This is a genomic window from Olleya sp. NP1-10 (assembly GCF_055804415.1).
The window spans coordinates 1848460-1870729 of sequence record NZ_CM147840.1; the positions used below are offsets into that span (position 1 = coordinate 1848460).

Below are 22270 nucleotides of genomic sequence, written 5' to 3' on the forward strand. Positions count from 1 at the left end.
AAACCTTTTTTAAAATGAATTCTAGAGCAGATCAACTTAAAGCATTTGACCGTTTACTAACTATTATGGACGAGTTAAGAGCACAATGTCCTTGGGATAAAAAGCAAACCATGGAAACCTTACGTCATTTAACCATTGAAGAAACTTATGAGCTTGGTGATGCTATTTTAGATAACGATTTAGAAGAGGTTAAAAAAGAAGTAGGAGACTTAATGCTTCATATGGTGTTTTACGCCAAAATAGGTAGCGAGAAAAACGCTTTTGATATTGCAGACGTATGTAATAGTATCTGCGAAAAACTTATCCATAGACATCCACATATTTATGGAGATGTAAAAGTCGAAAATGAAGAAGATGTAAAGCGTAATTGGGAAAATTTAAAATTAAAAGAAGGTAAAACAAGTGTGCTTGAAGGTGTACCTAATAGTCTGCCAGCTCTAGTTAAAGCAAGTCGTATTCAGGAAAAAGTAGCAGGAGTTGGTTTTGATTGGAAAAAACCTGAACAAGTTTGGGAAAAAGTAGAGGAAGAGCTTAATGAATTTAAAGTTGAGGTTGACAAAGGTGATACTGATGCTATGGAAGACGAGTTTGGAGACGTTTTATTTTCTATGGTAAATTACGCTAGGTTTTTAAATATTAATCCAGAAAATGCTTTAGAACGCACTAACAAAAAGTTTAAAAAACGTTTTCAGTATTTAGAGGCTCAAGCTAAAGCAATAAACAAAGATCTAAAAGACATGACTTTGGGTGAAATGGATGTTTTTTGGGAGGAAGCCAAAAAACAGTAGTTAGAAAATCTATTAAAGGATTTTCAAATACGTCTACTTTTTTGGGAGGAAGCCAAAAAACAGTAGTTAGAAAATCTATTAAAGGATTTTCAAATACGTCTACTTTTTTGGGAGGAAGCCAAAAAACAGTAGTTAGAAAATCTATTAAAGGATTTTCAAATACGTCTACTTTTTTGGGAGGAAGCCAAAAAACAGTAGTTAGAAAATCTATTAAAGGATTTTCAAATATGTCTACTTTTTTGGGAGGAAGCCAAAAAACAGTAGTTAGAAAATCTATTAAAGGATTTTCAAATACGTCTACTTTTTTGGGAGGAAGCCAAAAAACAGTAGTTAGAAAATCTATTAAAGGATTTTCAAATACGTCTACTTTTTTGGGAGGAAGCCAAAAAACAGTAGTTAGAAAATTTATTAAAGGATTTTCAAATACGTCTACTTTTTTGGGAGGAAGCCAAAAAACAGTAATTAGAAAATCTATTAAAGGATTTTCAAATACGTCTACTTTTTTTGGAGATAGATAATTTCTTTTAAATTATTATCTCTTTCCAAAGCCTTATGAACAGAGCGTTTTTTGAATAAAAATAAAAAAAAGTGTTTTTTTTTATTTTTCGTAATCCAAAACTATAATTGCGTCGTATATATAACAAATGACACAAGCTTTTTTAAAAGTAATAGTTGATTAATAGCATACATCACTTATAATGTCATTACATATATTATTTCTTGTAAGCGAAGAGAAATAATTGGTTAGTTTAGTTAGGATCCAAAAACCTACTTCTTTTAGAAGTAGGTTTTGGTTTTTTAGACTATTTATTAAATAGATTGTACCATAAAAAAGCCTGCTAGATTTTTCTAGCAGGCTTTTTTATTATTAGTGATTACTATTTAATATAAACTTTTTATCTTTTTAAGTTTTGTAGTCCATAAAACTAAGCTGTCTTTATGCTTTTTAATGTTTTTATGTACATCTTTAACTAAAGGATTGTCAGATTTTACGTTAGAGAAAAACTGAAGGTTATTTTCTAATTGATTAATTTCACCTTTAATTTCATCTACTTTTTTTTGAATGTAAAAACGCTCGTTATCAAGTGCCTTAGTGTCGTCACCAGAAGTCAATTGGTCTAACTTATTTTCAAATTTTATTAATTCAGCTTCAGTTTTATTTAAATCTAAAGATTTAAATAATCCATCTAAAGCATCATTAAAATCACTTTCAATTTGACGTTTATTACGTGGTACTCGACCAATTGTTTTCCAACTATTGATTTGTTCTTTAATAGTTGCTAAATCTGTTTTCTGTTCTCCTGTTAAAGCTAAATTTTTAACTTCTGCTAATAGTGTTTCTTTTTGAGTATAAGCAACTTCTTCTTCAGCACTAGCAGCATTGCGTTGTTCTTTAATACGATCAAAGTAATGGTTACAAGCACTTTTAAATTGCTTCCAAATTTTGTCACTATCCTTCCTTGGGACATGGCCAATACGCTTCCAGTCTCCTTGGATTTTTTTCATTAATTGGGTTGTCGCTTGAAAATCTTCACTGTCTTTATTTTCTTCAGCTATTTTAATTAATGCTAGCTTTTTTTCAAGGTTATCATATTGATCCTTTTTCAAGCTTTTATAAAAATCGTTTTTCTTTCTGTTAAATCCTCTAACAGCGTCTTTAAAGCTTGCCCAAGTCGCTTCGTTAACTTTAATTGGTACTTTTCCTGCTTTAAAAAACTCTTCTCTTAAAGCTTCAATTTCTTTAATTTTATTTTGCCATCCACCATGATTAGTAATGTTTTCGTTAGCCTTTTCTTCAATTAAAGTAATTATAGCCTGCTTGTTAATTAAATTTTGCTCATAAATTTTATCAAGATTTTTAAAATAGTCTTGACGTTTAGCATTTATTTTTTTTGTAGCTTCTTTAAAGCGATCCCAAATTGGTTCTCTATGTTCTCTAGCAACAGGACCTAATTCTTCCTTCCAAATTTTGTGTAAATTTTGAAGTTCTCTAAAAGCTCTGTTAGTATTTTCGTCATTAGCTAATGCTTCAGCTTGCTCAATAATTTTAGTTTTTAATTCTAAATTATGTGCAAAATCTTTATCACGTAAATCTCTGTCTAAATGAAGTAAATCATAAAAACGTTCAACATTAAAATGGTAGCTATTCCATGCATTGTTGTATTTGTCACGTGGTATTGGACCAGCCACTTTCCACTGTTCTTGAAGTTCTTTAAATTTTTTGTATTTAGTATTCATTGAGTCTTCTGCATCTTCTGTTAGTGCTTTGATAGCCTCAATAATCTCTAATCTATTAGTCAGATTTTGTTTGTGGTTTTGCTCGATATTTTTGTAATGCGCATTCAAACGTTGTCTAAAGTCTTTATAGCTATCTTTAAAGCTACGTTGCAATGGTGAGTTGTATCTAAAATCAATCTCGTTACCACCATTACTTAAAAACTCTTCTTTTTTTCGTCTAACAGTTGATTGAATTGCTTGTCAAATTCTGTTTTGATAGCATCCACATGTTTTTTTATGGCTTGAACTTTTTCGTTTTTAACTAAACGTTCAATTTCTATAACTAATTGCTCAAGGTTAAGCGACTCGTAGTCCTTGTCTTCAATGTTATGACGCTCACTGTTTCCTTCATCTTCTGCATCTTCAGCATTAGAATCGTCAATTTCATTTAACACTTCATCATTTTCTTCTGTTACAGAAGTCGTTTCTTGAGGTGTCTCAGGTTGTACGTTTTCAATATTTTTTTCCGTTCCATCTGCGTTTTGCAGGTTATCTAGCTCTGACATTTTATAAATGTTTTAATTTGTTTTTATGTATTTCAGCTTTTAAAGATAATAACTACTTCAAAAACTACCAATATTTTAAGGGTTTACTCTTGGTTTTTAATTATTTATTCCAGATTTTCCATGACTTTTCAGCTTGAAAAACCAGCATATCATAACCGTTTATGGTTGTTGCGCCTTTATTTTTTCCGTTTTTAAGAAACACAGTTTCTGATGGATTATATATTAAATCAAACAAAATGTGTTTAGAAGAAATCCCGTTATACGGAATTTTAGGCGCTTCATTAACATCTGGAAACGTCCCAACAGGAGAACAATTAATAATTAGTTTATGGTTTTTAATATCTTCTTCAGTTAGTGTGTCATATGTAAAAGCTGCTTTTTTTGAAGCTTTACGTGATACAAAACGGTAGTCTATTTTTAATTGGTCTAAAACAAATGCAATTGCCTTACTGGCACCTCCTGTACCAAGTATTAATGCTTGTTTATGACGTTTTTTTAAATGAGGTTTTATTGTTTTTTTAAATCCGTAAATATCTGTATTGTAACCTTTAAGTTGTCCTTTTTTTGTGAATTTAATAGTGTTGACAGCTCCTATTTTTTTTGCTTTTTTATCTAGTTTATCTAAAAAAGGTATTATGCTTTCTTTATAAGGAATAGTGACATTTAATCCTGATAAATTATCCGTTTTCAGGATATCAGTTTTGAAAGCTTCTATATCTTGAATATCAAAATTTTGGTAAGACGTGTCTGTGATTTCTTCGTCTTTAAATTTTATTGTAAAATAGTTTTGCGAAAAAGAGTAGGAGATATCCTTACCAATTAGTCCGTATTTACGCATGTGATTGAGATGTTTTATTTCCATAAATTTCTAATGCTAATACTATTGCTATTCCCATTATGGTATAAAAAATAGCAAGGTAGGTTTGTGTATTAAGCTCTGGTAAATAGCGATGATAATTTTCTACTATTTTATGACCTTTAGAGTCTAAAATAAAAGTATTGTTTTCTGACATTTTGTAAACAGTTTGTTTGAAAGGCCAAACAACACCTAAAGAGCCTATTATAAACCCAATGATTGAAGCTAATGTTACACTTTTATAATGCTTTAAAATATAATTTAAAACATGAGAAAATGTAACTAGACCTACTACAGAACCTAATGTAAATACTGCCAAAACTTTTAGCATCCTGATGCGCTCTATATTGGTAGTAAAACTAAAATCTCCAATCAAGATATCTGAAACTGTATCGTATAAAGCATTGACCGAGTCTACCAATAGTAAAACATAATTGCCCAATAATATCAAAATAAATGAACCCGAAAAACCAGGTAACGTCATACCTGAAACACTAATTATACCACAGAAAAACACAAATAATAGATTATCGTTTTGTGTTGCAGGATCTAAAAAACTAATACTAACACCAATTGCAGTACCTATAATTAGTGCAATATAAGTTGTAGTTTTCCAGTCTTTAAAATCTTTACTGATATAATAGATGGATCCTATTATCATACCAAAAAAGACGCTCCAAACATAAAGGTGGTAATGTGTGATTAAGTAGTCTAATAGTTTTGAAATACTAAAATAGCTAATAATCATCCCTAGAAAAAGTAAGCTTAAAAAACGACCATTTATATATTGGTAAAATAATTTAAACTCTCCTTTAAACAAAAGTTTTAAAGCAGTTCCGTTTACTTTTTGTAAGGATTGGATAAACTCTTCATAAAAACCAGCGACAAAAGCAACGACACCTCCAGATACACCAGGAACTTTATTGGCTGCTCCCATACCTATTCCTTTTAAAATAAGGAATAATTTATCTTTAAAGGTTGTTAAGTTTTCCATTTATTTAGCTTTGTTCCCTACTTTTTCAAGAATAAAAATAGTTAAAAATCCAGCAATCATTAGCTCAATTGCAATTGTTGTTTGCGGTTGTGCTAAGTAATTGTTTATTTCGCTGTATTTTAATGGTGAAACACTTTGCTCTAAAACGGTTTTATAGGTTTCAAAATCGTTAGTCGTTTTTTGATAAAACGAAAGTGTACTAAAGTCCGTAAGGGTATTAAACGGAATGACTTTACCAGTCTCTTCAACCATTACCGAAACTGTTTTTTTCCAAGGCCAAACTTTATTTAATGAGCCTAAAATAAAACCTGTTAATATAGCTAAAGTCGTGTTGTGATAATTTTTAAATAACCATTTTAAAACGTGACTGAAACTTAAAAGTCCAATAACTGCACCTGTACCAAATAAAGCTATTTTTTTGATGTCAAAATCATGAAAGGCATCACTTAAAGTTTTGTAAGCGCCTAAAATTACTAATATAAAACTACCCGAAATACCAGGTAAAATCATTGCACAAATAGCAATTGCACCAGCAACCAATAAAAAATAAGAACTTGTATTACTGGCTAGGGACGGTAAGCTAGTCAAATAAAACGCAGTTGCAGCACCAATTATTAAAGCTACTATTGTTAGAACGGACCATTTGGTTATTTGTTTACCAATAAATAGAATGCTAGCAATAATTAATCCGAAAAAGAATGACCAAATTAAGACCGGATGATGCTCTAGTAAATATTTAGCCAAACGCATGAAAGACACAAAGCTAATTATTATTCCAGTTAATAAAGCTAGGAGGAAATTACCATTTAGTTGTTTCCAGAAAGCAGAAAACCCTTCAGATTTAAGGGTTTTAAACAATGATAAATTTACACCACTAATTGTAGCAATTAACTCTTCATATATACCTGAAATAAAAGCTATTGTTCCTCCAGAAACACCTGGAACTGCATCAGCAGCTCCCATTGCCATACCTTTTAAACTTATTAAAAGATAATCTTTTAACCGTCTTTGCATAATTTGATTTTTGTTACTAACCAAAGGTATGTAAAAATCGTTTTAATTTGGATTATTGAAGCTTATTTAATGCTTTTTTAAAGGTTAAAGACTGATAAATTGTCGGAAATAACTCTTCTATAATTATTATGTTTTCAGGATTTATGGTCCATGCATTTTTTAGATGGTAACTTCCTTTTTCGGTTTCTAGAATACTATAATATATACCTGCTAATCTAAACTCTATTTCAGATTCTTCAGGATAAAACTCGGCTGCCTGAATCAAGTTTAGACTTGCAGCTTCAGCTTCACCTAATTGTAATAAAATATCGGTTCTTTGTAACCAAGAATGTAACTCATAATTTCCTAATTCTAAAGCACGTTTGTATCCTCTTTCAGCTTCTTCAAGATAATTTAATCTATGGTTTATTTGAGCAAAAAGCTTCCAGTACACAACGTTTTCACTATCTATATTGATCGCTTTATTAATATAATATAAAGCTTTTTGATAGTTTTTTTGTTTGTTGTAAAACTTGGTAATAGCAATCCACCCTTTGTCCAGTAAAGGATCTTCTTTTACCGTTTTGTAATAGTATTGTTTAGCTAAATCATCTTGTCCTAGTTTTTCATGACAACAACCTAAGCGTAATAAAGCAAAAGATGTTGGGTCGTCTAACTCTAGGGTTAATGCATAATTTTCAATAGCTTCATTATAACGTTTTAATTTTTCTAAAACTTTACCTTTTTCAAGATATGCACCAACAAAACGGTCGTCTGATATTATAGCAAAGTCAAAAGCACTTAATGATTTTGTGTATTCTTTAATTGCATAATATTGCTTTCCTAATTGATGCCAACCAACTTCTGAATATGGATTTTTGTCCAAATATTCGTTTAAAAATTTAATAGCCTCAGTGTTTTCATTTAAAAAATCAAAACAATACATCACATTGTGTAAAGAAGAATAATCTTCAGAATCTTCTGCTAAACAACGCATAAAACTTTGTTTTGCCTCTTGAAAGTTATCTAAAAATAAGTATTCCATTCCTATTAAAGAATGAAGTTCTGAGGTTTCTTCAGCTAAATCTAAAGCTGTTTTTAAAACCTTAATAGCAGCTTCATGCTTATCTTCTTTGGATAATATATTTGCCTTTTGAATATATATTTCTTCGTTTGAAGGTTCTAAAATGTACAAAGCATCTAAAAGCTGATCGGCTTCTTTAAGCTTGTTTTCAAAAACGTAAATTTCAACTTGAAACAATTTAAGGTTTGTAGATGTTGGGTGTTGATCTAAACCTAATTTAATAGCTTTTTTTGCTAATGAAACTTTACCTTGATTAAGGTAGTGGTGTATTATATTTTCAAATTCGCCTGAATCAAAAAACAAGACATTGTTTGTTTTTAACATGGATTCAAATTTTTTAAGCGATACTTTATATGGTTCTTCTTGACTAAACTCCATAGGCACTGTTTAGGTATTTCTAGTGTAATAAATGTACTGTTCTATTACTTTATATGAGTTAAAAATGTTTTTTGTTTTTAACAAAGTAATCAACAATTGTAGGTTTAAATGTGTTTTTGGATGATTTGTAGTGACTTAACTTTTATTTTGATCACTTATTTTATTTAGTAGGTCAATTATGATGCCACAACCTTTGATAAGCTCTTCATTAGTTATAGTTAAAGGAGGTGTTATCCTAATTGCTTTAGGCTCAAAAAGTAACCAAAATAGTATTAAACCTTGGTTTTGAGCTTCTAAGATGACTTGATTAGTGATGTCCGCAGAAGTTGTTATTGCAGCTAGCATAAGACCACGACCTCTAATACTAGTAATTAAAGGATGTTTAAGGTGTTTTTTTATTAGTTGTTCTTTATTTAGTGCTTCTGACATTAAGTCACTATTTACAACTTGTTTTAATGTTGCTAAAGCCGAAGCAGCTATTAATGGATTACCACCAAATGTAGTAATGTGACCTAGTTTTGGACTGTCTTGTAATGTGTCCATGTGAGCCTTAGAAGCGGTAAAAGCACCAATTGGAAGTCCACCACCAAGACCTTTACCTGTGACAACTATGTCTGGTATTACGTTATAATTTTGAAAACCAAAGAGTTTACCTGTACGTCCAATTCCTGGTTGTATTTCGTCTAAAATTAAAAGCGCTCCAACGTCATGACATCTAGTTTTAAGTTTTACTAAATAATCATTTGTAGGTTCGATAAAGCCTGCACCTCCTTGAATAGTTTCAACAATTACAGCAGCTGTTTTTTGTGTAATGTGTTTAAAGTGAGGTTCGTAATTAAAGGTGATATGACTAATGTCTGGTAATAGAGGTCTAAAAGGCGCTTTACGCTCTTCAAAATCCATCAAACTTAGTGATCCCATCGTGTTACCATGGTAGGCATTGTGCGCAGCAATTATTTGACTACGACCTGTGACACGACGTGCTAATTTGATAGCACCTTCAATAGCTTCTGTCCCAGAATTGACCAAATATGTGGCTTCCAACGGGTTTGGTAAATGCTGAGCCATGAATTGGCAAAGTTGTACAGCGGGTTGCTGTGCGTACTCGCCATAAACCATAACATGTAAATATTTATCGGCTTGGTTTTTTATGGCTTCAATGACCTTAGGATGACTATGACCTAAAGTACAAGCTGATACACCTGCAACAAAATCTAAATACTCTTTTTGGTTTGTATCGTAAATATAACTCCCTTTAGCATGAGAAATTTCTAGCGCCAAAGGATAAGGTGATGTTTGAGCTTGGTATTTTAAAAAATCTGATTTCAAATGAATTTATTCTTATTTTTTAGGTGCTATTAAAGGCTTTAAAAATTTCTTAGGGATAGTTCTTGAAGCTTTTGGAGCTTCATCTTTTTTATTTAATTTTTTATCTTCCGCTTCTTGATCTGCTTTATTTACACGATCAAGTAATGCGTCTCCAAAAAACTCTTCATCAGCTTTATAAGGTTCTAAACCTTTTATGGTTGGTAAATTAAGCGGAGGATCGTCTTTAAACAAGTCTTCGATTGATTTTGGTCTTTCATCGTCACGCCAATCAAAGCCTCTTAGTTTTCTTGCATTTATTGGTAAATCTTCCTCTGTGTATAATTTACCTTCAAATTGTGTAATTTTCCTTAACTCTATAACTTCTTTTTCTTCAAATAAAATAAGTATATCAGCAGATTTAGATTTTTCAATACCAATTAATTCGTTATCATCATTTCGACTATAGTTGATGGATTCTGCATTTTTTAAAATATCGACTTGTTTAATGTCATTATTGTCATCAAAAAGGCCAATTAATACTTTACCTGAAATTTGGTTGTATCCATCTTCACTAATCGTGTCTTTACTAATTAAAAAGGCATTGTTAAAGACGATTAGCGAATCTAATTTCTCGGTTTTTGGATTTGATTTTAAATGAATAGTATCACCAGTCATTTGATTATCTAGATTCCAAAGTATTGGTTTTCTGGCAACTGAAAAGGCATCACCTTTATTTAATCGTTTTAAATTAATTAGCTGTGTTAATCCTGTCTTGTGATCTGCATGTATTGAATCTGCCTTAGCACTAATATCTGATTTGTAAACTTTACCATTATAATAGCCTCTAGTAATACGATGGTCTGGTTTTCCTGTAACCATTAATGTATCTGCGTGCATATAAATACTATCCGTTTCTTGAATTGTAATGGCTAAAGCACGTTTGGTAATATACACAGAGTCTTTTGCTCGATACACTTCTGCATAATGTCCCTTGATAATACTGCTGTTTATTGTGTCTGTAACTACAATGTTATTTGTTGCTGATGCAAAGTTTTTATTTCTGTCAAAGTATAAACTGTCACCTTCAATAACCCGATTATCATAATCTATTCTTGATTTTCTTACAAAATAACCAGTGTCATTAGTGGTATTGTAAAAGCCACGTTCGCTATATATTTTACTGCTATCTCCAACAATGGTTGATGGTCCATACATGTATGCATGACCATTGTCCGAATAATAATCTAAAGTTTTAGTATCAAGTTGATAATCTGGGTTAACTAGTTTTACGCTATCTACAAAACGATATTTTTTTTGGTTCATATAGTAACGACCAATGCGACTTGTGATAGTTCCAGAAGAATCTCTGACTACTTTTCCTCCAGTTCTGTAGTATGATTCTTGATTTGTTCTATTAAAATATAAAGTATCTGTAGTTATTGTAGATTGAGGGTCTGTTAATACAACGTCACCACTAGCAAAAGCTAATTGGGTTTTACCAGAATATTCAACATATTTAGAGGTCAAATTAATAGTGTCACCTTGTTTCATGTTTACATTTCCATAGGCCTCGACAAAATCCTCTTTACCATAAAAAATAGCTTTATCGCAAAACATATCAATACCATCATGGTAGATGTGTACTTGTCCTTGGTCACTTCGTGTTAATATACTAGCTCCAGGATGGTTAACTTCGTCAATATCTCCAAAAGCTCCTGAGTCTTTAATTAATATGTGTTTTTCTTGCGCTATACCTAACTGTGAGAATAACAAAGCAATTAAAATAATGGTTGAGTATGTATTAAATTTCAAGATATACGTGTTTATCACAAAAATAACGATTTAATAGACTTACTATTATGTATTAATATTTATTTAAGATGAAAAAACCTGCTATTATATTGAATAGCAGGTTTGTATTATGATACTAGATATATAATTATCTAAAAATAGTTTGTTTTCTGTCTGGTCCAACAGATACTATTGTAATAGGAATTTCTAATTCTTTTTCTAAGAAGTCAATGTAGTCATTAAGTTCTGACGGTAATGTTGAAGCTTCAGACATTTCTGTTAAATCTTCAGACCAACCTTTAAAATCAGAATAAATAGGTTCTACATTTTCTGGTTCGATATTATAAGGTAAATGTGTAATAGTTTCGCCTTTATACTTGTAACCAGTTGCAACTTTTAATGTTTTAAAACCAGATAAAACATCTGCTTTCATCATCATTAATTGAGTCACACCATTGACTTGACAAGCATATTTAAGAGCTACTAAATCTAACCAACCACAACGTCTTGGACGTCCTGTTGTTGCTCCAAACTCATGACCAACTTTAGCCATAGTTTCTCCATCAATATCAAATAATTCTGTTGGGAAAGGTCCAGATCCTACACGTGTTGTGTATGCTTTAAAAATACCAAATACTTCACCGATTTTGTTTGGTGCAACACCTAAACCAGTACAAGCTCCTGCTGCAGTTGTGTTACTAGACGTTACAAATGGATACGTTCCAAAATCAATATCTAATAGTGAACCTTGTGCGCCTTCTGCTAAGATTGATTGTCCAGATTTTTGAGCTTGGTAAATGTATTCTTCTGAGTCAATAAATTTTAAAGATTTTAAAACTTTTACAGCTTCAAAAAATTCAGTTTCTAATTCTTTTAAATTGTATTGGATATCTACGTTATAAAAGTCAATCATAGACTCATGCTTGTCTGCTAATGCACGATATTTATCTTTCCAAGTGTCTAACTCTAAATCACCTACACGTAAACCGTTACGACCAGTTTTGTCCATGTAAGTTGGTCCAATACCTTTTAAAGTAGATCCAATTTTTGCTTTACCTTTAGCTGTTTCGCTAGCAGCATCTAATAGGCGATGCGTTGGTAAAATAATGTGAGCTTTACGCGAAATAAGAAGCGATTTTCTGTAATCAACATCTTGTTCTTCAAGCTTATCTAATTCTTTTTTAAAAATCACAGGATCAATAACCACTCCGTTTCCAACAAGATTTGTTGCTTCGTCATGAAAAATTCCTGAAGGAATAGTGTGTAACACGTGTTTTTTACCGTTAAAAACCAATGTATGTCCTGCATTTGGACCACCTTGAAAACGTGCTATAATATTGTATTTAGAGGTTAATACATCGACAATTTTTCCTTTGCCTTCATCTCCCCATTGTAAACCAAGTAGTAAATCTACTGCCATTTTTAATTAGTTGTGTTGTTATTATTTTTTTTCGGTTACCGTAAAAGTATAATGAGTGTTTTGATATTTCGATATCAAAAACTTCTTCTATTGTTTTTTTAATTGCTTGAATTCTAGGATCACAAAACTCAATAACTTCTCCTGTATCTTGCAATATGACATGGTCATGTTGCTTGTCAAAATAAGATTTTTCGTAATGTGCTTGATTTTTGCCAAATTGATGTTTTCTTACCAATCCGCAATCTAATAGTAACTCAATGGTATTATATAGCGTAGCACGACTAACACGATACTTTTTTTCTTCATATTGTCATATAAAGACTCTATATCAAAATGCTCTGAATTTGAATAGATTTCTTGAAGTATAGCGTAGCGTTCTGGTGTTTTTCTATGACCATTGTCTTCTAAAAAAGAGGTGAAGACGTTTTTTACTATCTCTTGATTTTTTATATCTGTTTTTCCACTCATAAATACCACGCAAATTTACATCTTTTTTTGAGGTTAAACTCATAAAAAAGGTAATTTGACTAATGTGTTATTAGACACTTATTAACAACTTGGTTTTAAATCCTACTAACCTTATCAATTCCGTTAATCTTTTTAAGATTATCGATTAACTTTTTAAGCATAGTTTTATTGCGAACAATAACATTGATTTTACCTTTAAAAACACCATCGTCACTTTGAAAACTTAAACTATTCATGTTAACATGCATGTTTGACGATATAACTTTAGTGATGTCGTTAACCAATCCTAAATTATCAATTCCAGATAATCTGATTTGTGCAGCAAATTCTTGTTGAGACGAATCAATCCATTTGGCTTGCATAATACGATATGCGTAATTGGATTGTAAACTTAAAGCATTTGGACAGTTTTTTTTATGAACTTTAATTCCGTCATTGATAGTTATAAATCCAAAAACAGAGTCTCCAGGTATTGGATTACAGCAATTTGCTAATTTATAATCTAGTTTTTCTTCTTCTTTACCAAATACTAATAAATCATATTTGTTAGTGATTTCGTCTTTATTAATATCATCAGGATTTGTACCTGGTCTTCGGTTTATTTTACTTTTCAGAAAACTGACTAATGCATTGCTTCTTGAAGCTGCATATTCTTTTAACATGGTATTGTCAATGTTTCCTGTACCGACACGATAAAATAAATCTAAGCTAGTTTTTAAATTAAAATGGCTGACCATTTCATTTACCGCTTTTTCGTTTAAAGTAATTTTTAGTTGCTTTAACTTTCGCCTTAAAATCTCTTTGCCATCTGCTGCAATTGCTTTAGTTTCTTCTCTTAATAGGGATTTTATTTTACCTCTTGCTCTAGCTGTTGTTGCATAATCTAACCAGTTTGGATTTGGTTTTGCACTCTCTGATGTTATGATGTCAACTTGATCTCCACTTTTTAAAGTATGGCTTAACGGAACCAATTTTCCGTTTACTTTGGCTCCTCTAGTTTTACGGCCAACTTCCGTATGAATATTAAAAGCAAAGTCTAAAGGTGTGGCTCCTTTTGGTAAAGATTTTAGTTCTCCTTTAGGTGTGAAAACAAAAATTTCTTTTGAATATAAATTTAGTTTAAACTGCTCTACAAAATCTACAGCATTAGTAGATGCATTTTCTAAAGCTTCTTGTAAACGATTAATCCAAATGTCAAGATTATCTTCTTTATCATCTGCATTTTTGTATTTGTAGTGTGCAGCATAGCCTTTTTCTGCAATTTCATTCATGCGCTCACTACGTACTTGTACTTCTACCCAGCGTCCTTTTGGACCCATAACAGTAATGTGTAAGGCTTCATAACCTGTAGATTTTGGTGATGATATCCAATCACGTAATCGGGTAGGGTTAGGTCTAAAATGATCCGTTACTATGGAGTATATTTTCCAAGCTAAAAACTTTTCGTTGTTTCGGTCACTTTTGTAAATAATTCTAACAGCAAACTTGTCGTAAACTTCATCAAAAGTAACACCTTGTTTGGCCATTTTTCGTTTTATCGAAAAAATAGATTTTGGTCTTCCTTTGATGCTATAATTTAAACCTTCTTTATCTAAAGAGGTTTTGATAACTTCATTAAACTCGTCTATATACGCATCTTGCTGCTCTTTGCTTTCTTTTATTTTGTTAAGAATATCGTTGTAAGTGTCAGGTTCTGTATATTTTAAACCAAGGTCTTCAAGTTCGGTTTTAATATTATATAGTCCAATCCTGTGTGCTAATGGCGCATAAATGTATAATGTTTCTGAAGCAATTTTTTCTTGTTTATCAGGACGCATGCTGTCCATTGTTTGCATATTATGCAAACGGTCTGCTATTTTTATAATAATAACTCTAACGTCATCATTTAAAGTTAATAGCATTTTTCTGAAGTTTTCAGCTTGCAAAGACACATCCATGTCTTTTTCTTTGCTTAGAGATGAAATTTTTGTTAAACCGTCTACGATTTTAGCTACGGTTGTACCAAATAAGTCTTCGATATCTTTAATTGAATACTCTTCATTGTCTTCTACTACATCATGAAGCAATGCAGCTGCAATTGAAGTTGCATCTAATCCGATTTGTTCTGCTACAATTTTAGCCACTGCAATTGGGTGAAAAATATAGGCTTCTCCACTTTTTCTGCGTTGATGACTATGCGCTTCAACAGCAACATCAAACGCTTTTCTAATTAGTTTTTTGTCATCGTCAGACAAAGTACGATAACTAACTTTTAGTAGATGTTTGTAGGCTTTTGCTATTTCAGCATTTTCTTTTTCAATATCAATTTCTATCATATAATGCTCTCCTTCATTTATATTAGATTGCGTACTAAAAATACTATAAAATTATGAATAGACAACACTCAAAATGCTAATTTTGATTAAAACTGAATAAGGTGCTTTTTTTGTAAGATAAAGTGTTAGCTAAAAATTATTGTTCTTTATAAACTGCCATTTTTAAACCCATTCCGTAGTTATTTAAACCAGCATTTAAGAGGTTGGAATTGGTAATGTTTTGCTTGTCAAATAAAACCCATTGTCCATTATTATGAAATACGCGTTTTACAAAAGTGTTTTTTTGATTTATTTGATCTGTAAAGGGTAATAAAGGTCTAAATGTTGTGGATACTTTTACAATACCACGTCTTGTTTTGATTTCTTTGTATTTTTTATTGGGTAATAATTTTCCGTTTTTATCTGTAAAACCCAATACTTGTACTGAAACATAAATACCTTCTTTAGGTACAAAAATATCAAAACCAGAAACGTCAAACTCAAACACAGGTTTTGTGTTTTCAGTCGCGATAAAAACTACTTTTTCATAAGTTAAAACGTCACCAGGTAAACCGTTGTTATTGTCGTAAAACTGAACTCTAAATAAAGTAGAAAACGGTCGTTTTGCTTGTTTACTTTTGCTTCTTTTTTCCAGTCTTTAGCTTCTGTTTTAATCGGAATTAAAACTTTAGTTAAGTGTTTAGGCTTAGCATCTGTATTAGGAAAAAACACAGCTATTTCACTTTCTATAGTAGGTAGCCAACATTTATAATAATCATTATGATCTGTTGGTTTTAAAGTGACTTCTTTAAATTTTCCTGTAGGTTTTGCAGTAACAATTACTTCGTCTAAAACGTTAGGTTGAGGTGTTAAATACAGTGTGTCTTTTAATGTTGAAGCTGCTAGTTTAGTGTCTTTATATCCTAATGCAGAAATGAAAAGCGAATCAATATCTGAATATAATTTTTTAGTAAAATAGAATGAACCATCATCTGCAGCAAACAATCCGTTACCATTACCAAAAGATATGGTTGCAAATGAAACACCTTTTTTAGAAATACTGTCTAAAATGGTGGTTTGACTATGACTGTTAGTATAGTAAACTACGGAAAGTAATGTAATTAAGTATTTTAATTTCATACTACTAATATAGCAAAATTAATACCAACGCTTTTTCTTCTTTTTAGAGGCTTCGCTTTTACGTCCCTTTTTATGTTTACTTCCTGTTTTTTTAGATTTATGAACAATAGGTTTTGCTTTTGGATCTAATGGATAAGGATGATCATCCATAACATCTAATTGCAAATGTATTAGTTTTTGAATGTCTATAACGTAACTTTTCTCGTCAGCACTACAAAGTGAATAAGCCATACCAGATTGTCCAGCACGAGCAGTACGTCCAATTCTGTGTACATAAGTCTCTGGCACATTTGGTAGATCAAAGTTTACAACAGCATCTAAATTATCGATATCAATTCCACGAGCTGCTACATCTGTAGCGACTAAAATATTGACTTCTTTTTTCTTAAATTTATTTAAAGCTTCTTGTCTAGCAGTTTGGCTTTTGTCACCATGAATACTATCTGCTTTATAACCGTTTTTTAGTAATGTTTTTTCAAGTTTGTCTACACCATATTTTGTGCGTCTAAAAATAATAATATGACCCTTTATGGTATTACGAAGTAGGTGTAAACATAATTCGATTTTATCCTTTTTAGGAACAAAATATAATAATTGGTTTACATTTTTTGAAGTAGAACTATTCTGAGCAACCTCAATACGTTTAGGTTGGTTTAAAATGGAGCTTGCTAATTGCTCTACTTTATAAGGTATTGTTGCCGAGAATAATAAGGTTTGTTTTGTGCTTGGACATAAGCGTTCGATTTTTTTGACATCATCTATAAAACCCATGTCTAACATTAAGTCTGCCTCATCAAGAACAAGGGTTTCTATATAATCTAGATTAATTTGATCTTGTTTATGTAAATCTAGCAAACGACCAGGAGTTGCTATTAATATATCAACACCATTTTTAAGTTTTTCAATTTGAGGCTCAATGGATGCTCCACCAAAAATAACAGTACTTGTTAAATTGGTATGAGTTGCATAGCTGGTAAAATTTTCGGCAATTTGTATCGCTAATTCTCTAGTAGGACTTACTACTAAAGCTTTTATTTTTTTCCTTTTTTAGGACCTTCTTGTCTGTCAAATAACAGTTGTAAAATAGGTAATGCAAACGCAGCGGTTTTACCTGTACCTGTTTGAGCAGATACAATTACGTCTTTTTTATCAAGAACCAAAGGGATTGCTTTTTCTTGTACTAGTGTTGGATTATCGTAACCTTTTTCGGCAATTGCGCGTAATATTGGCCTATTTAATTGTAAGTCTTTAAATGACATAAGTTATAATTTACTACAAAGGTAGTTTATTCAGTCATAACTTGTATTGTGTATGTTGCTACAATATCATTATTGATTTTTAAATGTACGTCATGCCAACCTTCGGTTTTAAAAAGATGCTTAAAAGTTATGGATTGTCCTTGGATATTTAGATCAAATATTTTTAGTGATTTTAAGTTTTCGCCTGAAAAATAGACTAGACTAATCTGATCTTTTTTGATAGTTTTTAAGGTATCAAAACTAAATGATATTGGTTTGTTTTTCTTAACATTGGTGTATAAGTTGGAAGGACTAGTTGTTAAAATTTGATGTTTAAATGTGGCTCCATACACTATTGGAGAAGCAACAAACATGTTGTTGTTTGAGTTATTGTCCAACAACCATTCTGTGTTTAACGGATAATGATTTTGTTTAAATAATTTAGGGTCTGTTAAAAAATAACCTAAATTATAATCGTTTATAAATATGTCGTTTACAAAATATCCGCTGGACCAAGTTGCATCACATAAATACCATTTATTGTTAAGTTTTACTGCATTCCATGCATGATTTGCAATCTGTAAAGTATCAGTGTTTGCATTGGCTGATCTACCATAACCATTAATTATTTTACTTTCTATATTGGCTAAAAAACACAATTGATTTATTAAATAGGCATAACCAGAACACATGGTTTTTTTACGTTTAAATAGTGTTTTAAAAGCAATGGTTTTATACTTGTCATTCCATGTTTTGAAAGTTAAACTGTCATTATTGTATTTTTTACGGTATTTGCTAACCTTTTGATCTTGATTTAAATCCCCTTTTATATTGTTACAAACCCATGAGTAAATTGCTCTAAATTTTTCGGCATCAGTATTTAGTTTATGGGTTAAATTATAAGCTAGGATAGGTAGGTTGTCCAATTTTGCGCCTTTATTTAATTGGGCAATATTATCTGCTCTTGTAAAATTTATTGTTTTAAAATCAGAAACTTGAGCAGATAATATTTGTACGCCAACAAAGCAACCTATTAATAGGAGGTTTTTCATAAGTATAGAAAATTATTTGCGTTTTGATTGAAATACTTCTTTTACAGCTACTTTACCCATTAAAATATAATGGTCATTGTTTAATGTTACGTCAAGATTAACTGTTTTTTTATTGTCAGGATCTGTTACTGTTATTTTCTTTGCTTCATAACCAACATAGCTAAAAACTAATACAGATCCTTTATTTAGTTTATTAGGAAATGTGAAGTTACCTTCAAAATCAGTCTGAGTCCCAATGTTTGTTCCTTCTAAAACAATATTTGTAAGTGGTAATGGTAAACCGTCGTCATCTAAAACAGTCCCTTTAATTAATATGGGTTGGTTTAATTGTTTTATGGTTTTTGATGTGCTTTTTGTGATGTTATTACTGTCTTGAGCTTGAGCTGTAAAAAAGGAGAAAAAGGTTAGGCATGCTAATCCAATACTGCTAACTAAATTTAGTTTTTTATTTTGTTTAATAGGTTTTGAATAGCTTGTTAATTGGGTGTTTTTAAATTGACCACAGGTATTTGAATTGTTTTTATTTTGAAAAAATAAAGCAATTTGGTTTGGTGTCCAATTTGTGAAATCCACTACTTCTTTAGTACAAGAATTACAAAACCCTCCATTTGTTGTAGGAGTGAAGTTGTTAAATTTTTCTTGACAAGGTGTTTTAATATTTAAGTTAATTTGATTTTTCATGATATACCGTTTTTAAGTTACACTTCAAACTTATATAACTTAGTAATGGTATAAAATCGACAATGAGTCAACAGTACTTTTTAATAAGTAAACAGCCCTTTTGGATAAGTATAGCTTTTTTTAAAGGTAGGTTATTGACACAACTTTTCGGGAATATTCAATTGGTTTGAAAGTTTTCGACGTCTTAAAGTAACCTTTTTAGGATTGATTTTCAAAAATTGAATAGGTAATTCTGTCGTAAGTGTAATTGCTTCAAATGTAGTTTCATGCTCAAAGAAACATTCATTTGTATAAGTTGTGTTGTTGTAGTTAAATTCAAATTCTATAACATATAAAAATTCTTTTATAATTTTAGATTTTGAAGAGTCAAAAGTGGAGCTGTTAGTTTGCGAATAGTCATCAATTCGTTTGTTAGTAATCTTTGCAAAAGTATAGCTGCCATATTTTTTTACTTTAGCTTTTTCGTAATAATACATTACACTTGAAGGCAAAGTAAAGAGCATAAAAGCTGAAGCTAGTACTATAAAGGCATAACCGAAAATTACAAAACCAATACCATTTTGGTCAATATGATTACCTAAATAGATGAAAAAACTGCCAAAAACAATAAAAATTAACCAAATACCAAGTAAACCCAAATGTGGTTTTATGGCTTGTAGTACAAATTGTTTTTGATCGTTAAAAGTGACTTTCAATTTTTTATAAAATGAATTTAACCAGCAAGTTAATTAAAAACCGAATGATATTTTGTAGTTACTTTGGTTAAATTAGTTGACAATGTTTTTAGCCATAATAATTGATTGCTAATTAAGTGTGCTTCTTGAAGATTTAGCAATGTTTTTGTATCAATTAATGTTTGACCAGCTTTAATTTGATTGTCACGCTTGTCGGACAATTTTGCATAATGTTTTTGAAGTGTTTGATGGGCTTTTTGAATTTCTTTTTCTTCTGAAACAACAATTTGCTTATTACTGTCTAACGTTTTTGCCGATTGATTTAAAGTTGTAGTTATGTCTTTTATGATAGTATCAAATTCTTCTGAAGCAGGAGTTGTTTTATGGTTTAAAATATAGCGTCCAATAGAAGCTGTTGCAGATAATATAGTGTGATTTAGTGTTACAATATCATATATTAAAACCGATTGCTTTTGCTTAGATTTAGGATCTTGAGTCAGTCTTTGAAAAGCAGCATTAAGATTACTCATGGCTATAAATGCTTCTTTTCTGGATACTTTATATTTTAATGTGTTAGCTTCTTTATCGTGATATAAGTTTTTTGTAGCGCTTAAATAATTGCTATTTGCAGTTATAACATTTAATATAACCGAATCTAGGTTTTTGTACTCCCAACTGGGTAAAATTAAATAATTTGCCAATACAGCAATTGTCGCACCAATAGCAGTGTCAATTACTCTAAACTGAATGACAGCAAAAGCATTAGGCTCTATCAAAGCATATACAAATACAATATGTAACGTGATAAATGCTGCACCAATTTTATAGCTTTGTTGTATTAACGAAAATGCAAAAGTTAATGACAATACAGCTAAAACCATATAAATCGTAATGTTTTTGGTAATTAAAATTATAACTGTTGCTATAATGGCTCCAATTATGGTACCTATAATTCGGTTTTTAGAGCGTTCTTTAGTCAAGCCATAATTAGGACGCATAATAACTATTATGGTTAAAATAATCCAATAGGCATTTTTTAGGTCTAAAAGACTACCTAAAACAAACCCAAAAGCTATAGCTATTGTTAGTCTTAAAGCGTGCCTTAACATTGGAGACTCTAAGCTAAAATGCTGTAGCAGAATGTTAAATCTATAATCTTGAGAAGTTAAAAATTGTTTTGACTCTTGAACTACTAAAGAGGCTTTTGCATTATTTTTTACTTTAGTTAATACGCGTCTTATAGCTTTAACTTCCTGAAATAATTGTTTTTGATAATCCTGTAAATTACGCATGGTAATGGCTCCATCTCTTGCCTGTGGTAATGAGATTTCAGAGACGTAAGCTTCAATAGCTTTTTCAGTATTATCGGTGATTATGTTAATATGTTTAATGTTGGGAAGTTCACCTTTTTTAATTAATAATTCAGATAGATTTATTAAGTGATTTCCTAGTGCTTTATTAAGTTTTTTAAAAGGATTTAGATGTTGTTTTTTTAAACCAAAAAGGGAGTCTATTTTAGAATAATCTATGGTGTTAGCTAAAGCCAATTCAAAAATATCGATTAACGAAATAAAGATTAGCAAGCGTCTTTCGTTTGAAAACGAACGACCAGAACGTTTTCTGCCTTCTAAAAGTAGCTCTCTTAACGTTTCATGTTTTTCACTAATTTGAGTTTGAATTATTAATGCTTTTTTTGAAAACTTTTCACGCTTGTTAGGTTTGGTTAAAAGTTTAGCTCTAATTTTTAAATATTGACCTGTTAAAGCTAAGGTGTCTGATAGTAATTGGTCATCATCTTTTTTCGGGAAAATCCAATAGGATAATAATGACACTAATAAATACCAAAACCCTCCAATACCTAAAAACCCAACATGTATAATAATAGACTTTAAATCTGGTTTGCTTACAGCTAAAGCTAATACTATGGCTAATAAACCTGAAAATGAAATTAATGAAGCCCTAAAACCATACACAGATATTAAACTTATTAAAAAGCTTAACATAGCAATAGTAAGTACTAATACAATAAAAATTGGTTTGGTTAATAATACTAAAAAGGTGACAATAACAGTTAATGCTACACTAATTAATGTCCCATTAATTTTACGTCTTAAACTACCAGGTACGTCACTTGGTGCATTTAAAAAAGTACCTAAAGCTATTGCAGGTGCAAAAGCAAAAAGGTCTAAAAGATTTAAAATAACTAGAGGTAAAACAATCGCTATGGTTAAAACAACACCTCTATAAAAGCTAGAACCTTTAAAGAAAAGCTCTGTAGTTTTAAGATGTTTTTTCAACTTAGTTTGCATAGTCAGACAAAGGTAAGTT

At 30.8% G+C, this 22270-nt stretch carries 18 protein-coding genes and 2 pseudogenes; 2 read left to right on the top strand and 18 right to left on the bottom strand.

The features are described 5' to 3' along the window. Nucleotides 1-14 precede the first annotated feature (14 nt). Both mazG and AC0L4B_RS08475 read left to right on the top strand, forming a co-directional pair. Nucleotides 15-788, top strand: coding sequence for a nucleoside triphosphate pyrophosphohydrolase (gene mazG / locus AC0L4B_RS08470; protein ID WP_473436538.1), 774 nt, complete (start codon nt 15-17; stop codon nt 786-788). Continuing rightward, on the top strand, nt 764-1306 hold the full coding sequence (locus tag AC0L4B_RS08475; RefSeq protein WP_473436539.1) for a hypothetical protein: 543 nt from the start codon (nt 764-766) through the stop codon (nt 1304-1306). The genes mazG and AC0L4B_RS08475 overlap by 25 nt, the downstream gene beginning before the upstream one ends. A 364-nt stretch (nt 1307-1670) precedes the next feature. On the opposite strand, the gene AC0L4B_RS08480 is transcribed toward AC0L4B_RS08475, so the two are convergent. The 18 genes and pseudogenes from AC0L4B_RS08480 to AC0L4B_RS08565 all read right to left on the bottom strand — a co-directional run bounded on the left by AC0L4B_RS08480 (nt 1671) and on the right by AC0L4B_RS08565 (nt 22251). Beyond that, entirely contained in the window at nt 1671-3179 is a 1509-nt protein-coding gene (locus tag AC0L4B_RS08480) for a DUF349 domain-containing protein (protein ID WP_473436540.1), read from the bottom strand. 41 nt (nt 3180-3220) lie between these two features. Next, a complete protein-coding gene (locus tag AC0L4B_RS08485) occupies nt 3221-3571 on the bottom strand; it encodes a hypothetical protein (protein ID WP_473436541.1) in 351 nt (116 codons plus the stop codon). Between the two features lie 100 nt (nt 3572-3671). Then, nucleotides 3672-4409 carry a shikimate dehydrogenase family protein gene (locus tag AC0L4B_RS08490; RefSeq protein ID WP_473436542.1) on the bottom strand — a complete coding sequence of 246 codons (738 nt, stop codon included), beginning with the start codon at nt 4407-4409 and terminating at the stop codon, nt 3672-3674. Continuing rightward, nucleotides 4402-5421 (bottom strand): DUF368 domain-containing protein, encoded by a 1020-nt coding sequence (locus AC0L4B_RS08495; RefSeq protein ID WP_473436543.1) that lies wholly within the window; start codon nt 5419-5421, stop codon nt 4402-4404. The genes AC0L4B_RS08490 and AC0L4B_RS08495 overlap by 8 nt, the downstream gene beginning before the upstream one ends. Continuing rightward, complete coding sequence (locus AC0L4B_RS08500; RefSeq protein ID WP_473436544.1) at nt 5422-6435, bottom strand: DUF368 domain-containing protein; 1014 nt, start codon at nt 6433-6435, stop codon at nt 5422-5424. A gap of 52 nt (nt 6436-6487) precedes the next feature. Continuing rightward, nucleotides 6488-7876 (bottom strand): tetratricopeptide repeat protein, encoded by a 1389-nt coding sequence (locus tag AC0L4B_RS08505; RefSeq protein ID WP_473436545.1) that lies wholly within the window; start codon nt 7874-7876, stop codon nt 6488-6490. A gap of 135 nt (nt 7877-8011) precedes the next feature. After that, complete coding sequence (locus tag AC0L4B_RS08510; RefSeq protein ID WP_473436546.1) at nt 8012-9205, bottom strand: aspartate aminotransferase family protein; 1194 nt, start codon at nt 9203-9205, stop codon at nt 8012-8014. 12 nt (nt 9206-9217) lie between these two features. Beyond that, nucleotides 9218-10996 (bottom strand): OstA-like protein, encoded by a 1779-nt coding sequence (locus AC0L4B_RS08515; RefSeq protein ID WP_473436547.1) that lies wholly within the window; start codon nt 10994-10996, stop codon nt 9218-9220. Nucleotides 10997-11123: 127 nt separating this feature from the next. After that, nucleotides 11124-12395, bottom strand: coding sequence for an adenylosuccinate synthase (locus AC0L4B_RS08520; protein WP_289045011.1), 1272 nt, complete (start codon nt 12393-12395; stop codon nt 11124-11126). Then, nucleotides 12355-12863, bottom strand: a pseudogene (locus AC0L4B_RS08525) (Fur family transcriptional regulator). Before AC0L4B_RS08525 ends, AC0L4B_RS08520 begins: the two are co-directional and overlap by 41 nt. Nucleotides 12864-12958: 95 nt before the next feature. Continuing rightward, a complete protein-coding gene (locus AC0L4B_RS08530; RefSeq protein WP_473436548.1) occupies nt 12959-15178 on the bottom strand; it encodes a RelA/SpoT family protein in 2220 nt (739 codons plus the stop codon). Nucleotides 15179-15314: 136 nt separating this feature from the next. Beyond that, nucleotides 15315-15665 carry a hypothetical protein gene (locus AC0L4B_RS08535; RefSeq protein ID WP_473436549.1) on the bottom strand — a complete coding sequence of 117 codons (351 nt, stop codon included), beginning with the start codon at nt 15663-15665 and terminating at the stop codon, nt 15315-15317. A gap of 44 nt (nt 15666-15709) precedes the next feature. Next, a complete protein-coding gene (locus tag AC0L4B_RS08540; protein ID WP_473436550.1) occupies nt 15710-16297 on the bottom strand; it encodes a peptidase associated/transthyretin-like domain-containing protein in 588 nt (195 codons plus the stop codon). Between the two features lie 18 nt (nt 16298-16315). After that, nucleotides 16316-17556: pseudogene (locus tag AC0L4B_RS08545) on the bottom strand (DEAD/DEAH box helicase). A gap of 26 nt (nt 17557-17582) precedes the next feature. Further along, complete coding sequence (locus AC0L4B_RS08550; protein ID WP_473436551.1) at nt 17583-18587, bottom strand: transglutaminase domain-containing protein; 1005 nt, start codon at nt 18585-18587, stop codon at nt 17583-17585. Between the two features lie 12 nt (nt 18588-18599). Continuing rightward, nucleotides 18600-19268, bottom strand: coding sequence for a carboxypeptidase-like regulatory domain-containing protein (locus tag AC0L4B_RS08555; protein ID WP_473436552.1), 669 nt, complete (start codon nt 19266-19268; stop codon nt 18600-18602). A 131-nt stretch (nt 19269-19399) separates the two neighbouring features. Continuing rightward, complete coding sequence (locus AC0L4B_RS08560) at nt 19400-19963, bottom strand: hypothetical protein (RefSeq protein WP_473436553.1); 564 nt, start codon at nt 19961-19963, stop codon at nt 19400-19402. 29 nt (nt 19964-19992) lie between these two features. After that, entirely contained in the window at nt 19993-22251 is a 2259-nt protein-coding gene (locus tag AC0L4B_RS08565; RefSeq protein ID WP_473436554.1) for an FUSC family protein, read from the bottom strand. Nucleotides 22252-22270 lie beyond the last annotated feature (19 nt).

Excerpts from the sequence above, each read along its gene's own strand:
- mazG (WP_473436538.1), top strand. The coding sequence starts at position 15 with ATGAATTCTAGAGCAGATCAACTTAAAGCATTTGACCGTTTACTAACT.
- AC0L4B_RS08540 (WP_473436550.1), bottom strand. The coding sequence starts at position 16,297 with ATGAAATTAAAATACTTAATTACATTACTTTCCGTAGTTTACTATACT.
- AC0L4B_RS08500 (WP_473436544.1), bottom strand. The coding sequence starts at position 6,435 with ATGCAAAGACGGTTAAAAGATTATCTTTTAATAAGTTTAAAAGGTATG.
- AC0L4B_RS08505 (WP_473436545.1), bottom strand. The coding sequence starts at position 7,876 with ATGGAGTTTAGTCAAGAAGAACCATATAAAGTATCGCTTAAAAAATTT.
- AC0L4B_RS08550 (WP_473436551.1), bottom strand. The coding sequence starts at position 18,587 with ATGAAAAACCTCCTATTAATAGGTTGCTTTGTTGGCGTACAAATATTA.
- AC0L4B_RS08530 (WP_473436548.1), bottom strand. The coding sequence starts at position 15,178 with ATGATAGAAATTGATATTGAAAAAGAAAATGCTGAAATAGCAAAAGCC.
- AC0L4B_RS08565 (WP_473436554.1), bottom strand. The coding sequence starts at position 22,251 with ATGCAAACTAAGTTGAAAAAACATCTTAAAACTACAGAGCTTTTCTTT.
- AC0L4B_RS08490 (WP_473436542.1), bottom strand. The coding sequence starts at position 4,409 with ATGCGTAAATACGGACTAATTGGTAAGGATATCTCCTACTCTTTTTCG.
- AC0L4B_RS08520 (WP_289045011.1), bottom strand. The coding sequence starts at position 12,395 with ATGGCAGTAGATTTACTACTTGGTTTACAATGGGGAGATGAAGGCAAA.
- AC0L4B_RS08555 (WP_473436552.1), bottom strand. The coding sequence starts at position 19,268 with ATGAAAAATCAAATTAACTTAAATATTAAAACACCTTGTCAAGAAAAA.
- AC0L4B_RS08495 (WP_473436543.1), bottom strand. The coding sequence starts at position 5,421 with ATGGAAAACTTAACAACCTTTAAAGATAAATTATTCCTTATTTTAAAA.
- AC0L4B_RS08485 (WP_473436541.1), bottom strand. The coding sequence starts at position 3,571 with ATGTCAGAGCTAGATAACCTGCAAAACGCAGATGGAACGGAAAAAAAT.